This window comes from Actinosynnema sp. NPDC059797, assembly GCF_042732085.1.
In the GTDB taxonomy this organism is placed as follows: Bacteria; Actinomycetota; Actinomycetes; order Mycobacteriales; family Pseudonocardiaceae; genus Actinosynnema.
Map to the genome: position 1 here is coordinate 1 of NZ_JBHWIE010000146.1, position 17,555 is coordinate 17,555.

The following is a 17,555-nucleotide window of genomic DNA, read 5'->3' on the forward strand; positions in this document are numbered from 1 at the left end:
GGGACGGGCGGCAGTCCACCCCGCCGGGCTCCCGCGCGCCGGGATCCCGGTGTCAGAGCTCCCGGCGCATGATCACGCGCGGGAACCCGCCGGACGACGCCGTGGTGTCGCCGGCGAAGGAGAACCCGGCGGACTCGAACAGCTTGCGGGTGCCGACGTAGGCGAGCGTCAGGTCGACCTTGTCGCCCTTGTTGTCCACGGGGTAGCCCTCCAGGACCGGCGCGCCGTGCTCCCGGGCGAAGTCGACGGCGCCCTCCAGCAGCGCGTGGGCGATGCCGCGGCCGCGGTGCCCGGGCCGGACCCGGAAGCACCACACCGACCAGGCCGGCCGGTCGTCGACGTGCGGGATCTTGCGCGACCGCGCGAACGGCAGGTCCGCGCGCGGCGCGACCGCCGCCCAGCCCACGACGTCGTCACCGTCGTAGGCGAGGACCCCCGGCGCGACCTTGCGCCTGGTCAGCTTCTTCACGTACTCGCCGCGCTCGGGCCCGACGAGCGCCTTGTTGGTCTTGGCGTCGACGCGGTGGCTGAGGCACCAGCACACGGTGGCGTCCGGCTTCTTGGGGCCGAGGATCACGGCGAGGTCGGCGAAGGACGTGGCCGGTCGGATCGATGCGCTCACGCGCGGCACCGTACTCCGGGAGACCGGTTACGCCCAGGAGCGCGAAGTGGCGCGGGAGAAGGGGATCCGAGACCTCGGCCCTTCTCCCGACCGCCGCCCCGGTGTTCACTCCCCGAGGCCGGGGGCCGCGTGCGGCGCGGCGAGGTGGGCGGCGCCCGCCTCGCGCCACAACCGGCCCACCGGGCCCATCCGGGTCGCCTCGACCGAGGCGAGCCGGTACGCGGTGGCCGCGGCGGAGTGCGCGAGCATCCCCCGCACGCCGTGCAGCTGCAACGCCAGCCGCGTCGACAGCAGCGCGTGCTCGGCGGCGGTCGCCAGCACCTGCGCGGCGTCCGCGGCGCAGTCCACCCCGCGGTCGTGCCGCCACGCCGCCTGGTGCAGCAGCAGCCACCAGCCGTCCGCGAGGCCGACGAGCCGGGCGAGCCGGTGCGCGACGGTTTGGCGCCGCACCAGCGGTTCGTCGAACTGGATGCGCTTGTTGACGTGCGAGCGGGCCGTGTCGAGCGCGTGCTCGGCGATGCCGAGCAGCACCGCGGCCTGCCGGGTGCGGGCCGCGTCGAGGGCGGTGCGCCACCGGCCGTCGTCCACCTCGACCGGCGTGGCCGGCGCGCCGGTGAAGTGGACGCGCTGCCCGGCGACGCCCAGCAGCGCGCTGTCGCGCGACACCGCGGCGGCCCCTCCGAGGGGGACGCGGTACCAGCGGGTGTCGCCGCCCGGCGCCACCGCCCGCAGCACCGCCAGGGCGAGGTCGCCCGCCGGCAGGTGCTCGCTGTCGCCCCAGATGGCGCCCTCGTGGTCGGCGCGCAGCGTCGGCGTGGTGTGCACGCCGATGGTCGTCGCGTGCGCGGCGCCCTTGAGCACCCGTTCCAGGAAGGGCTCCGGCGCCGCGCCGTCCGGCAGCAGCTCCAGCGCGAACACGGTCTCGCGGTGCGCGGGCAGCGGCTGGAGGTTCCGGCCGAGCCGGTGGTTGACGACGACGTCCGCGCTCAGGCCGAGCCCGAAACCGCCGAGGCGCTCGGGCAGGCCCAGCTCGGGGACGCCGACCGCGGCCAGCTCGGCGTGCACGTCGGTGCTCCGGCCCAGCGCGGCGTCCACCGCGTCGGCCAGCTGCTCCTGCACCGGGTCGATGCGAAGGTCCATCGGTCTACCTGCTCCCCGTCTCGACGTCCTCCAGCAACCGGGCGCCCGTGACGATGTCGAGCAGGACCTCCGAGGCCCCGCCGGAGATCGTCATGCCGGGCGCCTCGCGGTACGCGACCTCCAACGCGGCGTCGCCCTCGGCCTCCGGGTCGAGCACCGACGCGCCCAACGCCTCCAGCGACCACCAGGAGATCGCCTGCGCGGTCTCGCTGCAGTGCCACTTGGCCAGCGAGGCGTGGCCGATGTCGGGCCGGTCCTCGGCGAGGTTCTGCATCGCGCGGCAGGTCAGGAGCCTGCTCGCGTCCAGCCGCGCCCGGTGGCGCGCCAGGCCCACCAGGTCGTCGTCGGCGGGCCGGCCGCGTTCGGCGAGCCCGGCCGCGGCCAGCTCCAGCCAGTGCCGAGCCCGGACGTAGTAGTCCAGGCCGCTGCGCTCGGCGGCGAACATGCGCGTGATCAGCGACCAGCCGCCGCCCTCGGCGCCGAAGACCGCCTCGGGCCCCACCCGCACGTCGGTCAGGTGGATGTCGTGGAACTGCTCGTCGGCGAGGCTCGGCAGCCCGCGCACGGACACCCCGGGCGCGTCCATCGGGACGACGAACAGCGTGATGCCCTCGTAGCGGCTGTGCCCGCCGCCGGTCCGGACCGCGCACAGCGCGATGTCGGCGTACGCGCTCTTCAGGTTGTAGGTCTTCCGCCCGTTGATCACCCATCCCGGGCCGTCCGGTTCCCGCTCGGCGCGCGTGGTCACGCCGGCCAGGTCGGAACCGTGCTCGGGTTCGGTGAACAAAATGCACGCCGTCAAGTCGCCGGAAGCGAGCCGGGGCAGCAGTTCGCGTTTTTGTTCGGCGGTGCCGGATTGTTGGACCAGTGATCCGATGATCTGCACGGATATGTAGTAGAGGCTCTGCGGCACGCCGTGCCGGATCAACTCTTCGAGCAGCACGACCGTTTCGGTGTGGTCGCCGCCCCGGCCACCGTGCTCGACCGGCCAGGACGGTGCGAGGATACCCGCCCGTCCCAGGTGCCGGTAGAGGTCGCGGACGTCACCGTCCATGCCGTCCGCCCTTTTCCCGACCTCGTTCACCAGGCGCCGGGTCTCCGGCGCGGAGAGGATCGCGCTCAGTTCCCGCCGGAACTCGGCGGTGCTTCCGGGTACGCTGAAGTCCATTGGTGTGATCCTTGTCCAGATTTGGCGTCCGCACTACTGTGCCAGAAGCCGGGGAACTCCCGGTAGCCGTTCTGGAACTGCTCCGCATTGTGCGGCGCGGACATTCTTCGCGCAGTGGCGCGTGTTTTCGCGGGAGTGACATGAACCCGAAGGACGGATCGCGCCGGCGCGCCGCCGACCGGCCGGCGACGCCGTGGTCCCGTTCCGCCGGCCCGACCGGGACGCCCCGGTGACGCGCGCGGCGTTCACCGCCGACTCGCTGTGGGTCCGGCGGTCGACCCGGCCCTCGCCGGCGGTGCGGCTGGTCTGCGTGCCCTACGGCGGCGGCGGCGCGTCGGTGTACCGGTCGCTGGCGGACCGGCTGCCCGACTCGATCGAGGTCCTGGCGCTGCAACCGCCCGGCCGCGAGGACCGGTCGCGGGAGGACCCGCCCGAGCGCCTCCGCGGGCTGGTGCGGGCCGCCGCCATCGCGCTGCGCCCGTTCTGCACCGCGGACTACGTCCTGTACGGGCACTGCGCGGGCGCGCTGCTGGCCTACGAGGTCGCGCTGGAGATGGGCGGGCGGTTCGGGCTGTGGCCGCGGCGGCTGATCGCGGCCGCCCAGCCCGCGCCGCACCTCCCGCCGCCCGGCCCGCCGCTGCACGAACTGCCGGACGACCGCCTGCTGGACGTGGTGCGGCAGCGCGGCGGGCTGCCCGACGCGGTGCTGGCCAACGCCGAGCTGCTGTCGTTCCTGCTGCCGGTGATCCGGTCGGACTTCACGCTGTGGGAGCGCTACGAGCACCGCCACCGGCGGCGGGCGCTGCCCTGCCCGGTGACGACCCTCCGCGGCCGGGACGACGAGGTGGTCCGCCCCGAGCTGTGCGAGCCGTGGCGGGAGCACACCACGGGCGGCTGGGACCACCACGAGGTCGACGGCGACCACTACTTCATCAACCGCCTGGCGGACAGCACCGCCCGGGTGCTCGCCCGGGCGACGTTGGGAGAGTGAGGACCGATGGTGGACAGGGGAACGCGGGCTCCGGACCTGGCGGCGCTCGGCCGGCTCGCCAGGGGGGTGCGCGGGGTGGCGGAGGCCGCGGCGGTGGCCGACCGCCGCGTGCGGTCCGCCGCCGCGCCCGCCGGCCCGCCCGCGGAGCAGGCGCCGACGGCGGGCGTCCCGGTGCCCGGCGACCGCCCGGCGCTGAGCACCGGACCGGAACCGGTGTACCCGGAGGACGCCGTGGGCACGCTGGCGGAGGGCCTGCTGAAGGCCGCCGAGCTGGTGCCCGGGCGGGGCACGACCTACGTGTTCCACGACGGGTCCACCGACCGGCAGACCTACGCGCAGTTGCTGGACGAAGCCCTCCGCGCCCTCACCGGGCTCCGCGACGCCGGGCTGCGGCCGGGCGACGCGGTGCTGTTGCAGTGCGCGGACCCCCGCGCGTTCGTCACCGGCTTCTGGGCGTGCGTGCTCGGCGGCTTCCTGCCGACCCCGGTCGGACCCGCGCCCGACTACCGGTCGGACAACGCCGTCACGCGCAAGCTGCGCGCCGCGTGGCACCTGCTCGACCGGCCGCTGATCCTCACCGACACCGACCTGCGCGAGCGGGTCGCCGGCCTCGGCCGGCTGTGGGCGCCGGACGAGGGGCCGAGGGTGGCCTCGCTCGCCGAGCTGACCTCGGGCACGCCCGCCGAACCGGCCACCGCACACCCCGACCAGCCGGTGCTCAACCTGCTCACCTCCGGCAGCACCGGCACCCCGAAGTGCGTGCGGCACGCCAACCGCTCGATCGTCGCCCGCAGCTACACCTCCGCCCTGGTGAACGGCTTCACCGAGCACGAGGTGACGCTCAACTTCTTCCCGCTGGACCACGTCGGCGGCATCGTGATGTCCAACGCGCGGGACGTCCTGCTGCGCTGCGAGCACGTCAACGCGCCCACCGAGGCCTTCATCCGGCGCCCGTTGGCGCTGCTGGACTGGATCGACCGGTTCCGCGCCACCAACTGCTGGGCGCCCAACTTCGCCTACGCCCTGGTGAACAAGCACGGCGCCGAGATCGAGGCGGGCAGCTGGGACCTGTCGAGCATGCGCCACGTCTTCAACGCGGGCGAGGCGGTGGTGGCGCGCACCGCGCACCGGTTCCTGGAGCTGCTGACGCCCCACGGCCTCCCGGTCGACGCGATGACGCCCGGCTGGGGCATGTCGGAGACCGGTTCCGGCGTCACCTACGCGAAGATGCACGCGCACGACCCGTCGGTGGGCACGGTCTCGCTGGACCCCGGTTCCCTGGACGGCCAACTGGTCGTGGTGCCGCACGGCACGCCGCGCTCGGTCGTGCTCACCGAGGTCGGCCCGCCGCTGCCGGGCGTGTCCCTGCGAGTCGTCGACGAGGCGGGCGAGGTGCTGCCCGAGGGGCGCGTGGGCCGGCTGCACGTCGCCGGGAACACCCTGATGCTGGGCTACTTCCGCAACGACGAGGCGAACCGGGCCTTCGTCGGCGACGGGTGGTTCGACACCGGCGACCTCGCGTTCCTCCGCGACGGCGGGCTGGCGCTCACCGGCCGCGAGAAGGACCTGGTGATCGTCAACGGCGCGAACTACCCGGCCTCGGACATCGAGGCCGTGGTCGAGCAGGTCGCCGGGGTGCGGCCGGCGTGCGCGGCCGCGTGCGGCGTCCACGACGAGGAGACCGGCACCGACGCGGTGCTGGTGTTCTTCGTGCCCGCCGAGGACGGCGGCGGCGACCTGGACGGCACGGTCGCGGCCATCCGGCAGGCGGTGTCCCGCGAGCTGGCGATGCGGCCGAAGGCGATCGTGCCCGTGACGGCGGCCGAGTTCCCCAGGACGGCCAGCGGCAAGATCCAGCGCAACCAACTGCTGGACGCCTACCGGGACGGCCGGTTCGACGGCCGGGAGCACGACCGGGGCACGGGTCGCGGACCGGACGACGACCGGCTGCTCAGCCGCGTCTGGGAACCCGTCGAGACCGCGCCGCCGGTCGCCGATGACCGGCCGGTCCTGCTCTACGCGCCCCCCGGCGGCGCGCTGGAGGAGCACCTGGCCCGCCTGCTCCAGGACGCGCGCCTCGGCGTCGTCACGGCGGGGGAGGCGTTCCGCGTCGTCGGGCCGTGCCGGGTGGAGGTCGACCCGCTCGACGCCGCGCAGCACGACCGGGCGCTGGCGCACCTGGTCCGCGACCTCGGCGTGCCGGGCCGCGTGGTGCACGCCTGGGCGAGCAGCGCGGCCGACGCCGACCCGGCCGCCGGCCCTGCCGACCCCGGCCCTGCCGACGCCGACCTGGCCGCCGGCCCTGCCGACCCCGGCCCTGCCGACCCCGGCCCTGCCGACGCCGACCCGGCCGACGACCCTGTCGACCTCGACCTGGCCAACCCCGACCTGGCTGACCCCGACGCGCCGGTGGCGGGCCTGATGGTCTGCCTCGCCGCGCTGTCCCGGGCGGTCCCCGGCGCCGACGTCACGGTCCTGACCCGGCACGCGCTCGGCGTGGACCCCGACGACGAGGTCCGGGCGGGCCGCGTGGCGCTGACCGCGATGGTCCGCAGCGCCGCCGCCGAGGGCGCCGTCGCCTCCGCCCGGCTGGTCGACGTGCCGCCGGGCGCGGACGACGCCGAGGCCGCGCGGTGGGCGCTGGCGCGGTACGGGTCCGACCTGGTCGGCGTCCGGCGCGGCGCCGGCCACGCGCCGAGGCTGCGGCTCGTCGACCGCGCCGACGACCTCGGCGTGCCCCGGGAGGCCCTGCCGCCGGGCGGCGCCTGCCTGGTCGTCGGCGGCCTCGGCGGGCTGGGCCGCATCGTCTCCGAGTACCTGCTGGCGAGCGCGGGCGCCCGGCTGCTGATCACCGGCCGCACGCCGGAGGCGGAACTGGGCCGCACCGGCGCCGACACCGTCCTGGCCGACCTGCGCGACCTCGGCGACGTGCGGTACGCCGCCGCGGACGTCGCCGACGCCGACGCGCTGGGCGCCGCGGTGGCCGAGGCCGAGCGGCGGTGGGGGCGGCGGCTCGACCTGGTGGTCCACGTCGCGGGCGCGTCGGCCGCTCCCCAGTGGACGGACCTGGCCTCCCACGAGATCGCCCGGGAGACCGTCCCGTGGCTGCGGACCATGCTGCACTGCAAGGTCGCGGGCGGCGCGGCGGTCGAATCGCTGCTCGACGCGCGCCCCGGCACGGGGGCCGTGCTGTTCTCCTCGGCCAACGGGTTCTTCGGCGGCAGCGCGTTCGGCGCCTACGCCGCCGCCAACGCCGCGCTGGACGGCTACGCGCACCGGTGGGCGGCGCGCGGCCATTACGTCCGCTGCCTGGCGTGGAGCATGTGGGAGGGCGTGGGCATGAGCACCGGCAGTCCGCTCGCCGCGGCGGCGCGGCGGCGCGGCCTGCGCCTGATCGACCCCTCGGACGGGCTCGCCCTGCTGCTGTCCGCGCTGAACCAGCCCCACCCGTACGTCATCATCGGGGCCGACGCGCGCAACACCCACGTGAAGCCGCACCTCGCGGCCGACCAGTTCGAGGGTGGCAGCACCGTGGTCGCCGTCGTGCCCGACGGGTCGGCCGACCCGGAGGCCGTCCGCGCGGACGTGGCGAACGCGCTCGCCGAGCACGGCGACCTGGTGCAGGTGATGGTGCTGCCGCGGATCCCGCGGGACGCGACCGGCGCGCCCGACGTGGTCCGGGTCCTCGCCCACCGCGACAGCGAGCGGCGGGTGTCGCGCTACGCCGCGCCGGAGGGGCCGACGGAGGTCGCCGTGGCCGGGGTCTTCGGCGAGCACCTGGCGCAGGGGCGGGTGGGCCGGGACGACTCGGTCTTCGGGCTCGGCGGCGACTCGATCAAGGCGATGCAGGTGGCGGGCGCGCTGAGCGAGCGGTTCGGCCGCGCCCTGCCGGTGCCGATGCTGTACGAGCACCCGACCGTCCGGGAGCTGGCCGCCGCGATCGACGGGACGCCGGCGGCCTGACGGGGGGAGCGGAGGACCGGGGGCCGCGCGGGTTCAGCCCCGCGCGGCCCGTTTGACCATGTCGATGACCTCGTCGCGGTGGTCGGTGATGAAGAAGTGCCCGCCGGGCCGCTCCACCAGCGTGAACGCCCCGGTGGTCAGCCGGCCCCAGCCCCGCATGTCCTCGGCGCTGCCGTCCGGGTCGTCGTCCCCGCACCAGCCGAGGATCGGGCAGTCCAGCGGCGGGCCGGGCACGTACTCGTACCGCTCGATCAGCGCGAAGTCCGACCGGATCATCGGCAGCAGCACGTCGAGCAGCTCGTCGTGGCCGAGGATCTCCTCCGAGAGGGCGCCGTAGTCGCGCAGCACCCGGAGGAACGCGTCGCGCGGCAGGTCGGACACGACCGACCGGGGCAGGGGGATGGGCGGCGCCGGGCGACCGCTGACGAACAGGTGCGCGGCGGGCCTGCCCAGGTCCCGCAGCGCCCTGGCGACCTCGAACGCGGTGATCGCGCCCATGCTGTGGCCGAACAGCAGCGGCCGGGTGGCCGAGGCCGCGATCGTCGCCGCGACCTCGGCGGCCATGGCCCTGATGTCGGTCGCGGGCGGCTCCGACATCCGCACGCCCCGCGCGGGCAGCTGGACGGGCACCAGCTCGACCTCGTCGGTGAAGGAGCCCGACCACGACGAGTAGAAGGACGACGTGCCGCCCGCGAACGGGAAGCAGTAGAGGCTCGCGGTCGCGCCGGCGAGGCGGAACCGGTCGTCGAACCAGGCTCCGGCCGCGACGTCCGGGGGGAACGGCCGCGGGCCGGTCATGCGATCGACCTCCGGGCGGCGCCGGCCCGCGCGGTCAGCCGCACCGGCATGCTCTTGTACCCGGCGACCTGGTTGGACACCAGGTGGACCACCTCGCCCGCGGGTTCCACGGCCCCCACGGTCTCCAGCAGCTCGTCGAGGAACAGCCGCAGGCCGAGGTTGGCCAGGCCGGCGCCGATGCAGTAGTGCGGCCCGACCCCGAACGCGACGTGCTTGTTGGCCTTGCGGGTCGCGTCGAACTCGTAGGGCCGGTCGAAGACCCGCTCGTCCCGGTTGGCCGAGCCGAGCCACACGCTCACCGGCTCGCCCTCGTGGACGGTCCTGCCGTGCAGCTCGACGTCCCGCAGCGCGTACCGCATGAAGTGGCTGGCCGGCGAGGCCCAGCGCAGCGCCTCCTGCACCAGCGGCCGCCGCAGGTCCGGCGACTCGCGGGCCGCGCGGTACTCCTCCGGGTGCTCGGCCATCTTCTGCACCAGGGTGGACACCACGTGCGGGGTGGTGACGTTCGCGCCGAGCAGCAGCGCGTAGCAGTTCAGCATCAGCTGCTGCTCGGTCAGCGGCTCGTCGTCGTAGTCCATCGACCGCAGGATGCCGATCAGGTCGCCCGCCTCGTGGTCGGTCGCCTGCCGCCGCCGGACCTCGTCGCGGAAGAACGCGAACAGCTCGTGGTGCGCCTGGCGGAGGGTGGCCTTCGACTCGCCGACGGAGTAGTCCGGGTCGTCGTAGGCGATGGTCATCGTGGTCAGGTGCGACATCCGCCGCCAGTTCTCGCGCGGCAGGCCCATCAGCGTCCCGGTGAACGCCATCGGGAACAGCAGCGCGGCCCGGGCGATGTCGAAGACCCCGCCGTCGAGCGCCGGTTCCAGCAGCTCGCGCACGATCCGGCGGATCGGCTCCTCCTGCGCGGCGATCGCGCGGGGCGTGAGCGCGCGGTTGACCGGCTCCCGGAGCTGCCGGTGCCGGGGCGGGTCGGTGTCGGGCATCATCTCGTCGGACGCGAAGTCCGGCATGTTCAGGTCGATGATGCACAGCATGGTGCCGCGCCGGGACGTGAACGTCTCGTGCTCGCGCAGCACCCGGGAGACGTCCTCGTGCCGGGTCACCACCCAGAACGGCTCGCGGCCGTCGGCCGGGTCGACGCGGTGGGCGGGGTCGTGGTCGCGCAGGTGCGCCCACAGGGCGTGGGGGTCGCCGGTCGCGTAGAACCGCCCGTCGAGCACGTCGGCGGGCCTGAACTCCAGCGGTCCGAACGGTGGCCGGGTGATCCGCACGTCACGCCCCCCGCCGGAGTTCGGCCAACCGGGAGTCCACCTCGCGGGCCAGCTCGGCCACTCCCGAGGCCCGGTACAGGACGCGGACGGGCAGGCGGACGCCGAGTTCCTCCTCGATGGCGTCGAGCAGCGTCATCGCCGACAGCGACGTGCCGCCCAGCACGAAGAAGTCGTCGTCGTCGCCCACGTCGGCGACGCCCAGCACGCGGCCGTAGAACCCGGCGACCTGCTTCCTCGCGCCCTCCTCGTCGTCTTCCCGGCGGGCGGCGGTGCTTGAGGCTGAGTGCATTCGGTTTCACCCCTTGCGACTTGCGGATCGGGTGGCGACCGACGCGGTCGCGCCGGTCGACGACGTCACCGCGGGAGGCGGTGCGGAGGAGGTGGGGGGAGGGGAGCGGACCGCGAGGCGGTGCCGTGGGTGGCGGTGCCATAGGTGGCGGTGTCGTGGGCGGTGGTGCCGTGGGCGGTGGTGTTGGCCGTGGCGTCGACGGCGCGGGGCCCGCGGTCATCGTCCACCGCCCTCGACGTCCTCCCGCCAACCGCGACCGGGGCTCGCCGCGGCGACGGCGCGGACCACGTCCAGGTGGTCCCAGACCTTCTCGACCCCGTCGGCGTAGGCGGCGAGCACCGGGCCCGCGGCGGGGTTGAGGTGCCGCCGCTGGAGGCACAGGGTGCTGTCGACGGTGTGGCAGCTGACCGGGAACCGGTCGGCGATGTCGTCGAGGTCGGCGCCCGGCGCGCGGAACGCGGGGTGGGCGGGCAGCGGCGCCACCTGGTACCGGGACACCGGGACGCCCTCGGCGCGCAGGGCGCGGTGCAGGGCCGCGCGGACCGCGGCCGGCCCGACCCCGTCGAGGCCCAGTTCCTCCGGCACCACGCGCAGCCGGAGGATGTGCCACGCGTGGGAGCGGTCCGGGGGCACGCGGGGCACCCGGAGCCCCGGCAGCGCCGCGAGCCGGGCGAGCACGTCGGTGACGGCCTTGTCCCGGTCCTCGGCGCAGGACGGCAGCCGCGCCAGCTGGGAGCGCGCGAAGGCCGCCTGCACCGGGCCGAGCCTGGCGTTGCCGCCCGGTCCGTGCGCGACGTAGGTCCTGGTGCGCACCGGTTCGCGCTCGCCGAAGTTCCGCAGCGCCAGCGCGGCCCGGCGCAGCTCGTCCGAATCGGTCGTGATCAGGCCGCCCTCGCCGCACGTCGGCAGGTTCTTGCTGGGGTGCAGGCTGAAGCAGCCGGCCCAGCCGAGGGCGCCGGCGCGCCTGCCGCGGTAGGTGGCACCGTGCGCCTGGGCCGCGTCCTCCACGACGACCAGGCCGCGGGCCTCCGCGGCGGCGCCGAGTTCGTCCATGTCGGCGGGCAGGCCGTGCAGGTGGACGGGCAGCAGGGCCGCGGTGCGGTCGGTCAGCGCCTCGGCCACCCGGCCCGGGTCCAGCGTGAAGGTGTCGGCGTCGACGTCGGCGAACACCGGCTCGGCGCCGCACTGCCGCACCGCGTGCGCGGTCGCGTTCATGGTCAGGGCCGGCACGACGACCTCGTCACCCGCGCCGACGCCGGCGGCGGCGAGCGCCACCTGGAGCGCCGCGGTCCCGGAGCCGACGGCCACGCAGTGCGCGACGCCGACGTACTCCGCCCACTCCCGCTCCAGCGCGGCGACCTCGACCTCGCCGGCCGCGGACGCCGTCAGCCGGCCGCCGCGCAGCACCCGCAGCACCGCCCGCTCGTCCTCCGGCGTGACCACCGGCCACCCGGTCGCCGCGTCGCGGTCCGCGCCGTCCGGCACCGCGCGCGGCCCGCCGAGCATCGCGAGCCTGCTCACGACCGCCCTCCCAGCACGCCCTCCAGGCGCCGCAGGCACTGCTCCCAGCGCCCCAGCAGCCCGGCGCCCAGCGCGGTCACCCGCGCCACGTCGCACCCGTGCGCGGCCGAGACCCGCAACCCGGTCCAGCCGTGCGCGACCAGGTCGACCCACCGCGCGGCCTCGACCACGTCGGGCCGGTCCAGGCGCAGGCCGGCCAGGTGCAGGAAGGTGCTGTGGAGGCTCGCCTCGGCCTGCGCGGGCCAGCCGAGCACGTAGACCTCCCGCAGGGCGCGGTCACCGTCGCGGCGCACCCGGTCCGGCAGCTCCTCCAGCATTCGCGCCAGGAGCGCGGGGCCCTGCGCGGGATCGCGCATCGCCGCCACGTTGTCGCGCACGACCTCCCGCAGCCACGCCGGGTCCAGTTCGGGTTGCGGCCCGTCCCGGCGGACCTCCAGCCACCGCCACGCGGGCGGGTCGCCCGCGAAGAACGGGTCGCTGTCGTCGTCGATGCTGATCGAGCTGCGCGCCTCGGCGAGCACGGCGCGGTCGAGTTCGCCGCGGAAGGCGGGCGGCATGGGGTCGGCGACCCGGTACGCGTCGCCCCGCTCGTCGTAGTCGGTCACCACGACGAGGTGGGCCGCGTGCACGTCGTGGTAGGCGGGCCGGAACGGCAGGTGGTAGTTGTTCACCGCGACGACGGGGTGCAGGCCGTCGGCCAGCGCCGCCACGACGTCCCGGTGCGCCTCCGCCTCGTCGGCCGGGCCGTGCCAGCGCAGCGTCACCGGGTGGTGCAGGCAGAAGTGGTCGCCGAGCCGGTCGCCCGCCGGGTGGAAGTACTCGACCGACTCGACCGGACCGGTGGGCGCGGTGAACCGCCAGCCGCTGCCCAGCGCCTGCACGGGGTCCCAGCCCGCGTGCTCCAGCACGAGGCCGACGTCCATTTGCAGGCAACTGCACAGGTCGTCGTACCAGGGGAGGAACGAGACGGCCGCGCTGGTGGTCATCGAATTCTCCCGGGTGAAGGCGACGATTTCCAGCGTGCCGGCCGGATTTGGATTTCGATGCTAAGCAGGGGGCGTGCGGGCGGCAAGCGCGGCCCCGGCGGTGTTCAACTGCCCGGAACGGGCGGTTGGACATTCCCGCGCCGCGCGGGCCCGTTCTCCCCGGAGGTCAGTGGACCGTCTCCACGGTGATCGCGAAGACGTGCAGCGCGGGGTTGTCGGGCAGCCTCAGGGCGCGCACCGGCTCCCGCCGGGGAACCGGGACGCGCACCGCCCACAGCCGCCCGCCCAGGTCCTCCTGGCGGTGGTGCGGGTAGTGCATCGCCGTCGAGCGCAGCGCCTCCACCTCGCCGAAGTGCGCGTGCGAGGGCCAGAAGTCCGAGACCCGGAGCCACTCGGGGTCCACCGCGCCCGACGCGTAGTGCACCATCACCGCCTCCTCGCAGCGGCGCTCGGACGTGGCCAGCAGGTGCAGCCAGTCCGCCCTGGTCGGCGGCAGCCGCACCAGTTGGCCGCCGCAGCGGACGTTGTCCGGGCCCGAGCCGGGTTCCGGCAGCTCGAACGGGATGCCGCCGGCGAGCAGGGCGCGGCCCGGGAGGGCGTCGGCCGGCAGGCTGTTGCCCCACACGTTCAGCCGGCCGGGGTGCGGGTCCCGGCGGGTCGTGAAAGCGGTGTTGTTCACGTGCGCCGCCAGGTCGACCGGGGCCGTGGTGTGCGCGCGCTTCACTTCCACCGGTAGGTGTCGCATCATCTTGACTCTTTTCGGGTCAGGTGGTCCAATGCCTCGGAAATGCGTTCGAACGGTTATCGGAAAACGCATTTCCGGGTGGCAAGTATTCGACCGGTGGCGTCGGATGTCCACGGTTCCGGGGTGATCGCGGTCGGTGATCGAGAGAAGGTCCGCTTCGCTACCCTGTCGACCGCGGGACGAGGGAGGGCGTGTGACGATCACCTGGGACCAGGTCCGTGCCTGGCGCTTGCGGAGGCAGTTCCTGGAGCCGCGGACCGACGCGCCCGGCGCGGAGGTCGTCAGCCGGCTGTGCGGCGTGCAGGCCCAGGTGAAGTCGTCGGCGGCGCTCACCGCGCTGCTGCGCCAGGCGGAGCCGAGGTCCGAGGACATCGAGGGCGGCCTCGCCGACCGGGTGCTGCTCAAGACCTGGGCGATGCGCGGCACCCTGCACCTGCTCAAGGGCGACGAGGCCGGGGACTTCCTGTCGCTCATCGCGTCCGCCCGCACGTGGCACTCGCCGCCGTGGCAGCGGGAGTTCGGCGCGACCCCGGCGGAGGTCGACGCGCTGGTGGACGCGGTCTCGTCGGCGCTGGAGGGCCGGGTGCTCACCCGGGACGAGCTGGTCGCCGCCGTCGCGGCGGACGCCGGGTTGGCCAAGATGGAGGCCCAGTTGCGGTCCGGCTGGGGCGCGCTGCTCAAGCCGCTCGCGTGGCAGGGCGCGCTCTGCCACGGCCCGAGCCAGGGCAACAAGGTCACCTTCGCCCGGCCGGGCGACCTGGTCCCCGGCTGGAAGGGCGTCCCCGACCCGGACGAGGCCGCGCCCCGCGCGATCGCGGCGTACCTGGGCGCCTACGGCCCGGCGACCCCGGACGCGTTCAACGCCTGGCTGATGCGGGGCGCGCTGCGGAAGACGCCGCTGCGCCGGTGGTTCGCCGACATGGGGGACAGGCTCACCAAGGTCGACGTCGAGGGGCAGGAGGCCTTCGCCCTGTCCGAGCACGTGGACGAGCTGGCCGGGATGGAGCCGAGCAGGTCGGTGCGGCTGCTCGGCGCCTTCGACCAGTACGTGCTGGGGCCGGGCACGAGCGACCCGCAGGTCCTCGCGCCCGAGCACCGCGCGAAGGTGAGCCGGGCGGCCGGCTGGATCGCGCCGATCGTGGTGGTCGGCGGTCGGATCAAGGGCGTGTGGGAGCAGGTGGACGACGCGGTGGTGGTGACGATGTTCCCGGGCGCCCGGAAGCCCGCCATGAGCGCGTTGCGGGCGGAGGCCGGGCACCTCGCGAAGGCGCGCGGCACCGCCGTGCCGGAGGTCCGGGTGTCGTAGCCGCCCGGAGGACCGCGCACCCCGCGTCGGGCACGCCGGCACGGGCGGCCGAGCACGGGGTGGGGGATCTCCGAGGCGGCTATGCGCCGGCCGGGAGGACGTTCGTGGCGGCTCCGCGCCGGCCGGGATCCCCGGGCCGGCTACGCGCCGGCCGGAGTCCCCGGATCGGCTCCGCGCCGGCCGGGGACTCCCGGGTCGGCTACGCGTCGGCCGCCGGTCGACGCCTCCGCTCCTCGGCCACGGCGATGCGCTGCCGGGCGATCCGGTCGGCGGCCTCGCCGGGCAGGACGCCGTCCGCTTCCGCCCGCGCCAGGACCTCCAGCGTGGTGTCGAAGATCCTCTCGACGTGCGCGACGCCCTCCCGGGGCGAGCGCCCGAGCGCCTCCCCGGCGGCGTCGATCGCGCCACCGGCGTTGACGACGTAGTCGGGTACGTAGAGCACGCCGCGGTCCGCGAACCGCCGTTCCACGTCCGGGTGGGCCAGTTGGGCGTTGGCCGCCCCGCACACGACCTCCGCGGTCAGCACGGGCGCGACGTCCTCGGTCAGGACGCCGCCCACGGCGCAGGGCGCGTAGACGTCCAAGCCCCCGAACCGGATCAGGGCGTCGGTGTCCGGCACCACGACGACCTGGGGGAACTCCTCCACGACGCGGCGCACCGCCTCGTCCAGCACGTCGGTGACCACCACCCGCGCGCCCTCCCGGGCCAGGAGGGCCACCAGTTCGACGCCGACCTTCCCCAGCCCGGCGACGCCGACGGTGCGACCGCGGAGCGACGCGGCGCCCCAGCGGTGCCGCGCGGCGGCCCTCATGCCCTGGAGCACGCCGCGGGCCGTGGAGTTCGACGTGTGCCCCTCCGCGCCCCCGCCTCGCGGGAGGCACACCGTCCACCGGCACGCGCGGGACACCACCTCCATGTCCCGCGCGTCGGTGCCCAGGTCGAAACCGGTCAGGTACCGGCCGCCCAGGGCGGTCACCGCGCGGCCGAAGGCCAGCAGCAGCTCCTCGGTCTTGTCCCGGGCCGGGTCCCCGATGATGACGGCCTTGCCGCCGCCGAAGTCGAGCCCGGCCATCGCGTTCTTGTACGACATGCCGCGCGACAGGACCAGCGCGTCCTTGACCGCGCCCTCGTCGTCGGCGTAGGCGCGGAAGCGGGTGCCGCCCAGGGCGGGTCCCGCGGCGGTGGAGTGGATGGCGATGACGGCGCGCAGGCCCGAGGCCGGGTCCTGGCACAGCACGACCTGCTCGTGCTCGAAGGACTCCGGGGCGAGCGCGGCGAGCGGCGCGCGGTGGGTGAACGTGCTCATCTGTTCCTCCTCGGCCGGGACGGCCTTCGGTCGTGGCGCGGGTCGGGGGTGGTGGGCCGGTGCGACCGCACGTGGTCGCCCGGCGCGGGTGCTCCGGCGGGGTGCCGGGCGCTGCCCGGCGCCCGGCTCGGCACGAGGGGACCGGAGCGGGGTGCGAGCCACCGGGTCCACGCCGCCCACCAGGACTCCGGTCGCGTCGTCGAGCCCGCCTCCCACGCCGCGGGGTCGGCGGGCAGCCCGCCGGGGCCGGTCCGGTGGGAGGCGCCGGCCCGCGGCGGGTTGACGATGCCGCCCACGTGACCCGAGGGCACCAGGTGGAACGCGACGTCGCCGCCGAGCAGCCGCGCCCCGCGGTACACCGCCTCCCAGGGGATGATGTGGTCCCGGGCGGCGGCCACCACGAAGGCGTCCTGGCCGGCGGCGGCGAGGTCGAGCGCCCGCCCCGCGATCCGCAGCCGGCCGAGGGCCAGCGCGTTGTCCGAGGCGAGGCGCAGCGTCTGCTCGAACAGGGGGCGCGGCACGTCCACCCCGTCCTCGCTCCACGCCCAGATGTCGAAGGGCGCCGGCCGCTCGCCCAGCAGCCAGCCCGAGATCAGGGGCTGCCACAGCGTGTCCCGCGAGCGCAACAGGTCGAACAGCAGGCCGAGCCGCCCGCCGTCGACCAGTCCGTCGCGGTTGGACAGCAGCCGGGTCAGCGCCCTGATCCCGACCTCCGACCACGGGTCGTCCTCCGGTGGGGAGTCGTCCGGGCGGGAGTGGTCCAGGGCGGACACCAGCAACGTCAGCGACGCCGCGCCCGGTTCGTCCCCGGCCGCGAGCCAGGCGGCCGTGGCGGCGGCGAGCATCCCGCCCGCGCACACCCCGACCAGGTGCGCCCGGTCGGAGCCGGTGATGTCGCGCACGACGTCCAGGGCGCGCAGCGGGACCCGCCGGAAGTACTCGTCCAGCCCCACGTCGACGTGCGCGGGCAGCGGGGTGCGCTGGCTGATGGCGAACGCGGTGAAGCCCGCCCGGACCGCCCACTCGACGAGGCTCCGGCCCGGGGCCAGGTCGAAGACGTAGTACCGGTTCACCCAGGCGGGGATGAACAGCAGGGGCACCCGGTGCGCCTCGGCCGTCCGCGGCTCGTACTGGAGCACCTCCACCAGGTCGTCGCGGTGCACGACCCGGCCGGGCGTGGCGGCCAGGTCCCGGCCCAGGTGGTAGGAGCCGGGCGGCACCTTGGTCGGGCGGCCCCGGCGGCGCGCCAGGTCGTCGAGCAGGTTGCCCGCGCCGCGGACGAGGCTCGCGCCGCGGGTGGTCGCGGCGCGCCGCAACGCCTCCGGGTTGCCGAGGAGGGTGTTCGCCGGCGCCGACGCCTCGGCGACGACCTGCGCGAGGAACCGCGCCCGCGACCGGTGCCGGTCCGGCACGAACGGCGCCTCGGCCCCGGCCAGGACCAGGGAGCGC

14 protein-coding genes are annotated in these 17,555 nt (G+C 75.6%); 3 read left to right on the forward strand and 11 right to left on the reverse strand.

Features of this window, described 5'->3' with window-relative positions; all coding sequences use genetic code 11:
* Positions 1-52 precede the first annotated feature (52 nt).
* The 3 genes from ACFV4N_RS26475 to ACFV4N_RS26485 all read right to left on the reverse strand — a co-directional run bounded on the left by ACFV4N_RS26475 (position 53) and on the right by ACFV4N_RS26485 (position 2,930).
* Positions 53-622 (reverse strand): GNAT family N-acetyltransferase, encoded by a 570-nt coding sequence (locus ACFV4N_RS26475; protein ID WP_499675305.1) that lies wholly within the window; start codon positions 620-622, stop codon positions 53-55.
* A 105-nt stretch (positions 623-727) separates the two neighbouring features.
* On the reverse strand, positions 728-1,762 hold the full coding sequence (locus tag ACFV4N_RS26480; protein WP_499675306.1) for an acyl-CoA dehydrogenase family protein: 1,035 nt from the start codon (positions 1,760-1,762) through the stop codon (positions 728-730).
* A gap of 4 nt (positions 1,763-1,766) precedes the next feature.
* Positions 1,767-2,930: an acyl-CoA dehydrogenase family protein gene (locus tag ACFV4N_RS26485; RefSeq protein ID WP_499675307.1), complete on the reverse strand. Its 1,164-nt coding sequence runs from the start codon at positions 2,928-2,930 to the stop codon at positions 1,767-1,769.
* Positions 2,931-3,123: 193 nt separating this feature from the next.
* On the opposite strand from ACFV4N_RS26485, the gene ACFV4N_RS26490 reads away from it, so the two are divergent.
* Together ACFV4N_RS26490 and ACFV4N_RS26495 are read left to right on the forward strand one after the other, a co-directional pair.
* Entirely contained in the window at positions 3,124-3,921 is a 798-nt protein-coding gene (locus tag ACFV4N_RS26490; RefSeq protein WP_499675308.1) for a thioesterase II family protein, read from the forward strand.
* Positions 3,922-3,927: 6 nt separating this feature from the next.
* Complete coding sequence (locus ACFV4N_RS26495; RefSeq protein ID WP_499675309.1) at positions 3,928-7,884, forward strand: SDR family NAD(P)-dependent oxidoreductase; 3,957 nt, start codon at positions 3,928-3,930, stop codon at positions 7,882-7,884.
* A gap of 33 nt (positions 7,885-7,917) precedes the next feature.
* On the opposite strand, the gene ACFV4N_RS26500 is transcribed toward ACFV4N_RS26495, so the two are convergent.
* From ACFV4N_RS26500 to ACFV4N_RS26525, 6 genes are all read right to left on the reverse strand, one after another.
* Positions 7,918-8,682 carry a thioesterase II family protein gene (locus tag ACFV4N_RS26500; protein WP_499675310.1) on the reverse strand — a complete coding sequence of 255 codons (765 nt, stop codon included), beginning with the start codon at positions 8,680-8,682 and terminating at the stop codon, positions 7,918-7,920.
* Complete coding sequence (locus tag ACFV4N_RS26505; protein WP_499675311.1) at positions 8,679-9,953, reverse strand: cytochrome P450; 1,275 nt, start codon at positions 9,951-9,953, stop codon at positions 8,679-8,681. Before ACFV4N_RS26505 ends, ACFV4N_RS26500 begins: the two co-directional genes overlap by 4 nt.
* A gap of 1 nt (position 9,954) precedes the next feature.
* Complete coding sequence (locus tag ACFV4N_RS26510) at positions 9,955-10,242, reverse strand: acyl carrier protein (RefSeq protein ID WP_499675312.1); 288 nt, start codon at positions 10,240-10,242, stop codon at positions 9,955-9,957.
* Between the two features lie 216 nt (positions 10,243-10,458).
* Positions 10,459-11,763: a DegT/DnrJ/EryC1/StrS family aminotransferase gene (locus ACFV4N_RS26515; RefSeq protein WP_499675313.1), complete on the reverse strand. Its 1,305-nt coding sequence runs from the start codon at positions 11,761-11,763 to the stop codon at positions 10,459-10,461.
* Entirely contained in the window at positions 11,760-12,749 is a 990-nt protein-coding gene (locus ACFV4N_RS26520; protein WP_499675314.1) for a BtrH N-terminal domain-containing protein, read from the reverse strand. The genes ACFV4N_RS26515 and ACFV4N_RS26520 overlap by 4 nt, the downstream gene beginning before the upstream one ends.
* Positions 12,750-12,915: 166 nt before the next feature.
* The gene (locus ACFV4N_RS26525) at positions 12,916-13,479 is read right to left on the reverse strand and encodes a beta-sandwich domain-containing protein (protein ID WP_499675315.1); all 564 of its coding nucleotides are present in this window, start codon (positions 13,477-13,479) and stop codon (positions 12,916-12,918) included.
* 208 nt (positions 13,480-13,687) lie between these two features.
* Here ACFV4N_RS26525 and ACFV4N_RS26530 point away from each other — a divergent pair, with 208 nt between their 5' ends.
* On the forward strand, positions 13,688-14,800 hold the full coding sequence (locus tag ACFV4N_RS26530) for a winged helix DNA-binding domain-containing protein (protein ID WP_499675316.1): 1,113 nt from the start codon (positions 13,688-13,690) through the stop codon (positions 14,798-14,800).
* Positions 14,801-14,999: 199 nt separating this feature from the next.
* On the opposite strand, the gene ACFV4N_RS26535 is transcribed toward ACFV4N_RS26530, so the two are convergent.
* Complete coding sequence (locus ACFV4N_RS26535) at positions 15,000-16,106, reverse strand: Leu/Phe/Val dehydrogenase (protein ID WP_499675317.1); 1,107 nt, start codon at positions 16,104-16,106, stop codon at positions 15,000-15,002.
* On the reverse strand, positions 16,103-17,555 hold a 1,453-nt coding region (locus tag ACFV4N_RS26540), incomplete at its 5' end, for a PHA/PHB synthase family protein (RefSeq protein WP_499675318.1). The genes ACFV4N_RS26535 and ACFV4N_RS26540, both read right to left, overlap by 4 nt.